This is a genomic window from Caballeronia terrestris (assembly GCF_001544515.1).
GTDB lineage: Bacteria > Pseudomonadota > Gammaproteobacteria > Burkholderiales > Burkholderiaceae > Caballeronia > Caballeronia terrestris.
On the sequence record NZ_FCOL02000058.1, the window covers coordinates 23,215 to 31,312 of the forward strand.

Sequence of the window (8,098 nt, forward strand, 5' to 3'; positions counted from 1 at the left end):
ACCTTTTGTGTAACTGTTACTAGATAACAGTTCAGGTTTGCTTAAGATTGGAAGATAGCGATACCGCGAAGTGGTTCTCGGACAAAGTCGGTGAGACGGCGATTCGAGTGGTCAACATCTCGAATAGCACCAACACAACGACCGAGGCCCACGCGCTGGAATTCAGTGGCTCACAGTCGCGCTCTATCCAACTGGAAAAAGTGCCGCTGATTCCTGTGAAGCTGCTTCACAGCTTGCCAAATTTGCAGTACTTCATGCGCATCTCAGGAGGTGCCGTGTATCAAGGTCGAATCCCCATCATCGAAGGCTAACTACACACTATGTCCGCTGCATATAAAAACATCGTTCGCGACCACAAGCTTTCGCACAGGCTTCTGCAGGTTTTCAACGTCGCGCCTGACCTGGAGCTTGCATGTTCGCGAGTGGCCGATTTCGTCGGTGAGCGGTTTATGGGAGACGAGGGGCCTCTGGCCGCTCAGATGATCGAATCTGCGCTTGACGGCTACAAGCGCGCCAAACGCAACGGCGATCCGCATATCGCCTTCATGCAAGGTCTGTTCGAACCGGCCAAGACTTTGTATGCACGCCGCTATGTGGCTCGCTTTGGCGACAAAATCGCAGTGTGGTGCCCGATGGTCGAGGCGATCCCGGCCTTCGAGGCGCGCCATTCCGAGTGTCAGTTGGAGATGGTCGAGGAGCGTTGCCCAGACGAGATCACCGAGCGCACCGCAGCGTTTCAACTTGCCGCACGCGTGCTGCATGGCGAGACCTTTCGCCGTTACTTCGAGGAATACGATGTCGCTCACCGTTACGATAATAGCGAAGCTGTCGGGAGTTGATTACCAGGCGGCCAAGCGCGCATGTGACTTGGCCGAGGCATTCGATGGTGAAGTCCACGCCGAGCTGCCCGACGAATTCACCTGCGGAGCGGGCGCGCGCTGTTACGCGCTGGCGACGATTGCTGAAACGCGCGCCACGCTCTTCTGGGGCGGGCTCATTGCCATCGCGGCGGTACCCGTGCTTGCGCTTGTAAAGGTGCTGCATGGCTAGCCGGTTCGGATCGCACATCAAGATCTGGTTTTTGGTGGTCCCGGTGCTCGCCATTGCCGTCATGCCCGCTATCCCACAGCGCAGCCTGTTCGAGCTGCCGGAAGCTGAGTCGCGCTCGTTGGTCGGCTCGGTTGGGCAGGAAAGGGCGGACAATGCCGTGCGCCAAGCTAATGCGGCGTTCAGGCGCGCGTTTGTCGACAATGGGCTGCTGCATCGCACGCTCAACGCGTCGGGCAACGTTGGTGGCCTGAACGACGGCGGTTTTTCGAGCTTTGCTCACACGTGGACGGAGAACTTCTGGTTGCTCGTCTACCGGATGATGTTCCGCGCGATGGTGATGAAGATGTGGATCGTCGGGACTTTGCTGTTCGCGCTCGGGATGTTCGTTGACGGGACCGCCCGCCGTAAAATTAAAGCCTCGGCCGCTGGATTCGTGAGTCCCCTTTCATTCCACCTTGCAGGGCACGGATTGCTCATCGTCACCGGAACGCTCTTCGGCGTGCTGGTCGTGCCTATCCCTGTGTTGGCAGGCTACTGGGTCGCCGTCGCAGCGCTGCTCGGCGCGCTCTTATGGAAGGCGGCGGAATCGTTTCAGTCGTTCAGATAGTAAATAACGGGCGCGTGGACGGGAAAGAGATACGTTTTCGTACCTCTTTTCCCGGATCGACAATTATCATGATAATTCCTACGGTGTCCGCGACCGGCTCTTGATGCCGGCGTTTCGCGTAGCAAGCCACCTCCCCGCATCACTGCGCAGTATGCGCTGCCTTCCTGCACGCCGATTCTGCGCGTGATGTCCGAAATCCTCATTACGACCGTCGGCAGCCGTCACCGGCGCAGCACACGGGTGCGTTTGTGTCGTCTGGTCCTGCCTTGTCCCGAAAGGCGCTCGAATTAGCCATTGTTTCAGGCGTTGCTGGAAGCATCAGGCCGTAACAATGGAAGGATAGGCAGCGCGTGCGCGCGCCTGAATCCCAACGACGAACCGGACCGATGCGTCCAGATAGGAGAGGCGTAGTGAGCACTGTGGTCGAACCCGGCAGTGAAGAAAAGGTCGAGCTGAGCGCACTTGAACAGGGTACTGTCGAGGCACCGCTCACGACCGACGGTGCGGACGACGGAGAGCTCGAGCGCGAGTTGACGCAGATGGAGGCCGATGCGGACCGCCTTCAGAAGGAAGGCGTCATCTCCACCGACGACGCCGACATGAAACGGGCGGAAGTCGCCAAGACGCGGAAGCTCTTCCGCGACCTGCCTGCTGCTGAGCGTATTGCCATCATCAAGCGCCGCCGTGAGATCGGCCGTCAGTTGCTGGACCGCCAGCTTTCCGGCGCAGCAGTCGTGACCGCCCGCGTGCGTCTGAACCATACCCGCCTGAAGCCGCTGTTCGAACAATGGTGGCCGTACATCAACCGCATGAGCATCAACATGCAGCGTTTCGGCCGCTCGACCTTCGGCGAGAACGACAAGGAAGTGGTCAACAGCGCGCTCGAAAAGCTGCTCGCGGGCATCGAGACCTACGTCGACGAGCAACTGCGCGTGGCCGAAGGGTTCCGTCAGCAGAAGGAAGCGGAGCTTCGGGCGAACAAAGAGTTTGTGTTCGAGCCTACGATCCCGATGCCTGCGATGGATATCGAGGTCGAGGCTTACTCGCGCTTTTCGATGCGCGTGCTCAGCGCGATCATGAAGTTCGACCGGGCCATGGATCACTTCGACTTCATGGTCTGGAACGGTATTCGCGATCAGTCCGACGTCGACGACGAGGCCGTCAACTTTCTCAAACGCTTCAACCCACTTGGCATTCGCGGGTACATGACGCACCTGAAGCTGATGACGACGGTCCGCGGCAACTAAGGAGGCGCGATGCTGGACGAACTCAATCCCCAGCAACGGGAAGTCGCCCAGTTGCGCCAGCATTGCGTGGCGATCGCCTGTCCGGGCGCGGGCAAGACGAAAACGATCGCCACCAAGGCAGCCCTGCTGCTACAGGACAGTGCCGCGACGGTCGGCGCGGTCACTTTCTCGAAGGATGCCGCACTCGAATTGCGGGAACGCATTCTGGCCGCTGCAGGCGAGTCCGTGAAGAAGCGCCTGATCGCGGGCACCTTCCATTCGCTAGCCTTCAAGCAACTTAAGCGCCCCGGCGCGCGTGCGCTCGATATCGCCTCCGACGGCGACCGGCTCGGCCTGCTCATTCGCGTGATGCAGGAACTCGGCCGCGACGGGAAGGCAGAGGACATCATTCCAACGATCGAGAAGATCAAAACCAATTTCGGCCGGTGCGATCCGAACACTGCCGACGGCGAGCTGTATCACGCCTATCAGGACGCGCTTGCGCGTAACGGCAAGATCGATTTCCAGGACATGCTGCGCCTCGCCGTCGAGGGGATGGAGCAGGGCACCATCTCCCCATACGCGTTCACCTATCTGCTCGTTGACGAGTTTCAGGACACTGACCCGTTGCAGTACCGCTGGATTGAACTGCATGCGCAGGCGGGGTCGATCGTGACGGTCGTAGGCGACGACGATCAAAGCATCTACGCGTTCCGCGAGGCGCTGGGCTATCGCGGCATGGAGTCGTTCATCCAGTCGTTCGCCGCGAAGCCCGTTGTCCTAGGCAGCAACTACCGCTGCCGCGCAGAGATCCTGGGCGCGGCTGACCGAGTAATCCGCAACAACGTCGACCGGATCACCAAGGTCCTGCGGGCTGAGAAGGGACTAGGCGGTAGCGTGCGAACGTCCCGCCATCCGGACGAATACGAAGAAGCGACCGCGGCGGTTGAGATGCTTGGACCGCTGCTCGCGAAAGGCCAGTCGTGCGCCATCCTCGCGCGCACCAACCGCATCCTCGATCCACTTGAGTCCGTCTGCCGCTCGCATGGCATCAAGTATTACCGCGCATCGGGCGCATCGGTGCTCACCCGCCCGGAGGGCGCGTTGATGTGCAATCTGCTCGAAATCGTCGAGCGAATCAAGGATACGGGCCTCGATGCAGTCCTCGCGCACCTGGGGTTGACCGCCCAGCAGCTACGCGTACTCCACGCGGATATGGGTGCGGAACTGGCGCAGAAGGGTCGGGCCGAGTTGGTGGAGCTTGGGCTGCCGGAGGACGTGGCGACGAACTATCGCGAGTTCATGAAGCGGCTCGCCGAATGGCAAAGCTTGTGCGATCGAAAGTTCTATTCGCTGACGCTCTCTGGCGTCGCCGAGTGGATGCTGAAATACGCTAAAAAGGATTCCGCAATCCGTGCGATTCAGGCGACGAACGACGTTCTCTCACGCTTGACAGGTAGTTTCGCCGAGCGTCTGCTGTTCCTGCGCCAGAACAACAATGAGCCGACGCCGGGCGCGCTTATCCTGACGACGATGCACAGCTCGAAAGGGCTGGAATGGGATCACGTCTGGATCGCGCGAAGTGAAGAGACGATCGTCCCGGACCCGAAGTCGACGGAGCCAGAAGAGCGGCGGCTGTTCTATGTGGCCATGACGCGCGCTCGTGAATCGTTGATGATCTCCGGCACCTCGAAAAACTTCGAATCACGCTTCGTGGTTGAGGCGCAACTTCAGCAGGTACCTGCGGCTGCTTGATACCCATCTCCCGGCGCTGACTGGACTAGCGAGTTCGCCGGTGCCGTGCTGATTGTGGTGCTTCAGCATCAGTGTCCGCGCGTTGCGATGGCTGTTGCTGAATCAAAGAAAAAGCCCGCTCGGGGCGGGCTGCAGATCCGTTTCGGCTCGGCAGCGGAGGAGGCAGTGTCCACGTTGCGTGTTCAACGTTTCGGCTGCAAAGCCAGTTTGTAGGTTGCGACGGATTGGTGAGCGGGACGGTTCCAATGCGGCGTATCGGCCGGCATGGCGTGGCTATTCACGAGTCGTCCCGTATCGAGCATGCAGAAGCAATGCCCCTCAAACGCGGCCTCTTGCGCGGCCGCTGACCACGTCAAGGTGAGGTAATCTAAGATGGGTTCAATCGGTTTCACGGTCGGTCCGCAGGTGTAACTCACCCGTTATCGGCAAATAGCTAGGCGCATATAGCCGCTCACGCGATTGCCCGGGAAATCTCTGTCACGTTTGAGTCAGTGCGTTGCTCGCTCGCCGCCTCGATAGCCCGCGAATCCGCGATAGGTGACTGCTCTTGTTCGGGCCCTGCCTCGATCGTCAGCATTCTCGCGACGCGCTTGAGTGTTCCGTTGAGAGAAGCACGCGGGCCAAGACGGATCGTGCCGCAGTAGAAAATGTCCCCGGACACTTGCCCGTTGATCTCGAGCGACCCGCGCGCATCTACGTCGCCATCGACGCGTCCGTCGATGCGAACATGCTCGCCTTGTGCCGCCCCTTTGACGAGGCCGCCCTCTCCGATATGCAGAAGACCCTGCGTCGAGATGATGCCGCCGTCGAGCAAGCCGAAGCACGAAATGCCGTGATCCACGACCATGTCGCCGGTGATAGCGCAGCCGCGCGCGATGAGCGTGATGTTGAGTTCCGTTTTCATGGTGTCGATTCCTTAAAACATTTGCACTTCGTTAGCCCCGGCACGGCTTGCAGATGCCGGCTTTTTGCTTGCCGCCGACGCTGCGTCGCCGTCGCTTACCTGCTCTTCGCGCGAGCGCGAGGATTGGCGGTGGCGATGCGACCTGATGGGCTCTGCGGCGTTCGTTGGCGATGCGCGGTCCTGCGCCGTGGCTTGTGCCACCGACTGCGCCGGCACCACGGAAACCGTCGGTGCGGGGACCGTGGAGACGGCAGTCGTCGTGGGTTTGATCGGAGCTTGAGCGGGCGCCTCATTTTCGCGACGCAATTGGCGAATAGGTGAGGCAGCCGCACGTTGCTCATCGTTGGAAAGAGGAGCGGCGGGCTTGGCGGCGGGCGCCACGGCGCTCACTGCTTGACCGCTCGTCTTGTCCAGCGAACTCTTGAATTGGTCAGCCGTCAGGCCGATTGGTGCAGTAGGACCGAAGTCTTTCGCCGTAAGCTTCGGCGACATCGCGACCGGTTGGGGCGGCTCGGCATCGATCGGACGCAACGCTGCATCGCTCGCGCGGGATTCCTTCTTTTCGGACCTGGCCGCATCCGGCTTCGCCTCATGAGCTGGCTGTCCATTTGCCGAGCGTGCGGACGTTGCGTGGAATGACTTGTACAGCGACGCCGCTCCCATGCCCGCCATCGCTACGACGGTGGCGATTGCCACGGCAATAACACTGCGACGAACGACAAGCGCGCCTTTCGGTAGTCGCAGTTTGATCGCCGGTGCCTTGGCCTCAGCCGTGACGCCCGCTGGTGCCGGAAGTGCTGCAATCTGACGAGGCAGGTCGATCGTCATTGAGTCGGGTGCGAACTGTGCATGCAGTCGCTGGATGTCGCGCAGGTCCATGTGTAGAGCCTCTCACCATTGTGTTCAGTCGAACGTCGCCTGCTCGGATCAACGATCATGCCGTCGCCGCTGAGAAGTGGAATGCGTCAGATGTTCAGTGCGTGTCGCTAGAGCCCGGGAGCAGAACGCCCTCCGGCGCGAAACAGTCGTTGTCAGGGATGCAGAGGTAGGCGATCTTCTTGATGCGGGCCTCGCCGGCGTCCAAGGCGCGTTGTCGGCTCTCCGCACCGACGGAGCGAGCAAGCAGAGCGCCCATCGTTTTCAAGAAAAGCTGGTCATAGATCGTGAGCAGGCGCACGAGCCGACCCGACATCGCGTGTTTGATCTGCAGCGTTACCATTTCTGGGTACACGACTGTCTGGCGCCTGGGCAGTTCGTCCGCCCACACCATCGCTTTCTTGAACCACGCCTCGGCAATACGGAATTCCGACTCGATAGCGAGGAGCTTGCCGCCACGAGCAACAGTCATCTTGGCAGCAGCGAAGTTGAAGTCCCCGCGCAAGAACTCACGCGCGAAGCGCGAGTGATAGGGCAACTCCGTTTGGGCAAGCGTATCGCCATTGATGCGGGCAAGACGGCCGTCACCGGTCAGCCTTTGAAGAGGGCGTAGCCCACTCTCTGCGGCGCTGTCGCTCGCGAGTGGTGCGGGTCGTTTAGGTTCTTCGTCGGGCGCTTCCATATCGATGACGGCCATATTCGTACTCGGTCTGTCTGTGATCTCTCTCACATAAGATTCTCATTGATTAGGCAAGGGTCAAGGAGGCGAAAGCTATACGAATTTCGTGATCTTTCGAGCGCACGCGAGCGTCGATAACGCGGATACTCAACTCCATTCCCCGCGTCACCGACGCATCGACCTCGACTCCAAGCCCGGAGTCCATCTTTTTTCTGCAAGTCGTGCCCGCCTCGTGCGTTGGCATGCGCCGACCGGATAGCTACCGGTGTGGAAATCTTCCTTGTGCTGAGTGTGCTCGCTACACACTCCCCAATTTCAGCCGTAATACTTGTACCCTGTGCTGCATTCATCTGCGCCGGTACAACGTTGGAACCCGGGTTTTCGGGTGTTCTCTCTCCAGCGCCTGATCTGGGTAGAACGATCGAAGTCGGCTGATCCGTGATTCCTGCGGCGGAAGAAATTCCGAAAAGGGCTGTTGCGCGGCGTGACCATGCTGCGCGAGAACGACTTTACGTTCTCTGACCGAGCGACACCGGCTTTGCCGGCCGCTCCCTGCACGCCACGTCCCCGGAAGGGACGTGGCGCGTAGGTCTCTATATCGATTTCACGAAGCTCGCTCCCTCACCGGAGCGGGCTTTTTTTTCGTCCGTCGTTTCCTTCGGCCGGACTTTCTCGACGGAGGTGCTGTTCTATGTTGTTGCCCGACCGCCTCGACCAGCGTATCGCCGAGGCTATCAAGCATCAAATGAATAACGAGCGCGAGGAGGCCGACACCACGTCTGCCGTTTGGCGCGCGCGCTGCGAGGTTGCTCAGGTCGCGATGTACGGCGATCGCGAGCGCTCTGTCTTCATCTCCCATATCAGCGAACGTCGCGGCAGTGCGGCAGCCCGAGAGATGCAATCTCAGGCTGAAACGCTACGGACTGTTAGCGGCGGTGTAGAAGCGCTTAAAGATGGCGGCGCAAGGTTGAGTGAAACGTTCAACAATAAAGGGGCACCGC

The 8,098-nt window shown here is 60.1% G+C and carries 9 protein-coding genes and 1 pseudogene; 7 read left to right on the plus strand and 3 right to left on the minus strand.

What is annotated here, in order from left to right:
- Positions 1–32: 32 nt before the first annotated feature.
- From AWB67_RS28495 to AWB67_RS28520, 6 genes and pseudogenes are all read left to right on the plus strand, one after another.
- Positions 33–311: pseudogene (locus tag AWB67_RS28495) on the plus strand (TraM recognition domain-containing protein); the annotation flags it as partial.
- Positions 312–320: 9 nt separating this feature from the next.
- The gene (locus AWB67_RS28500; protein ID WP_087659546.1) at positions 321–839 is read left to right on the plus strand and encodes a hypothetical protein; all 519 of its coding nucleotides are present in this window, start codon (positions 321–323) and stop codon (positions 837–839) included.
- Positions 840–867: 28 nt separating this feature from the next.
- Positions 868–1,050: a hypothetical protein gene (locus AWB67_RS28505; protein WP_235025370.1), complete on the plus strand. Its 183-nt coding sequence runs from the start codon at positions 868–870 to the stop codon at positions 1,048–1,050.
- A complete protein-coding gene (locus AWB67_RS28510; RefSeq protein WP_087659547.1) occupies positions 1,043–1,657 on the plus strand; it encodes an IncC plasmid conjugative DNA transfer DtrJ family protein in 615 nt (204 codons plus the stop codon). The genes AWB67_RS28505 and AWB67_RS28510 overlap by 8 nt, the downstream gene beginning before the upstream one ends.
- Before the next feature lie 410 nt (positions 1,658–2,067).
- Positions 2,068–2,904 (plus strand): ATPase, encoded by an 837-nt coding sequence (locus tag AWB67_RS28515; RefSeq protein WP_087659548.1) that lies wholly within the window; start codon positions 2,068–2,070, stop codon positions 2,902–2,904.
- A 9-nt stretch (positions 2,905–2,913) separates the two neighbouring features.
- Positions 2,914–4,638: an ATP-dependent helicase gene (locus AWB67_RS28520; protein WP_087659549.1), complete on the plus strand. Its 1,725-nt coding sequence runs from the start codon at positions 2,914–2,916 to the stop codon at positions 4,636–4,638.
- Between the two features lie 451 nt (positions 4,639–5,089).
- Here AWB67_RS28520 and AWB67_RS28525 read toward each other — a convergent pair whose 3' ends face one another.
- From AWB67_RS28525 to AWB67_RS28535, 3 genes are all read right to left on the minus strand, one after another.
- Positions 5,090–5,542, minus strand: a complete 453-nt coding sequence (locus tag AWB67_RS28525) for a bactofilin family protein (RefSeq protein WP_087659550.1) — start codon at positions 5,540–5,542, stop codon at positions 5,090–5,092.
- Between the two features lie 12 nt (positions 5,543–5,554).
- Complete coding sequence (locus AWB67_RS28530) at positions 5,555–6,421, minus strand: hypothetical protein (protein WP_087659551.1); 867 nt, start codon at positions 6,419–6,421, stop codon at positions 5,555–5,557.
- Between the two features lie 94 nt (positions 6,422–6,515).
- Positions 6,516–7,115 (minus strand): DUF1845 domain-containing protein, encoded by a 600-nt coding sequence (locus tag AWB67_RS28535; RefSeq protein ID WP_087659552.1) that lies wholly within the window; start codon positions 7,113–7,115, stop codon positions 6,516–6,518.
- A gap of 673 nt (positions 7,116–7,788) precedes the next feature.
- On the opposite strand from AWB67_RS28535, the gene AWB67_RS28540 reads away from it, so the two are divergent.
- A partial coding sequence (locus tag AWB67_RS28540; RefSeq protein ID WP_235025371.1) for a DUF7696 family protein occupies positions 7,789–8,098 on the plus strand: 310 nt, incomplete at its 3' end.

Coding starts and splice junctions, on each gene's coding strand:
- AWB67_RS28530 (WP_087659551.1), bottom strand. CDS start 6,421: ATGGACCTGCGCGACATCCAGCGACTGCATGCACAGTTCGCACCCGAC.
- AWB67_RS28500 (WP_087659546.1), top strand. CDS start 321: ATGTCCGCTGCATATAAAAACATCGTTCGCGACCACAAGCTTTCGCAC.
- AWB67_RS28535 (WP_087659552.1), bottom strand. CDS start 7,115: ATGGCCGTCATCGATATGGAAGCGCCCGACGAAGAACCTAAACGACCC.
- AWB67_RS28525 (WP_087659550.1), bottom strand. CDS start 5,542: ATGAAAACGGAACTCAACATCACGCTCATCGCGCGCGGCTGCGCTATC.
- AWB67_RS28520 (WP_087659549.1), top strand. CDS start 2,914: ATGCTGGACGAACTCAATCCCCAGCAACGGGAAGTCGCCCAGTTGCGC.
- AWB67_RS28510 (WP_087659547.1), top strand. CDS start 1,043: ATGGCTAGCCGGTTCGGATCGCACATCAAGATCTGGTTTTTGGTGGTC.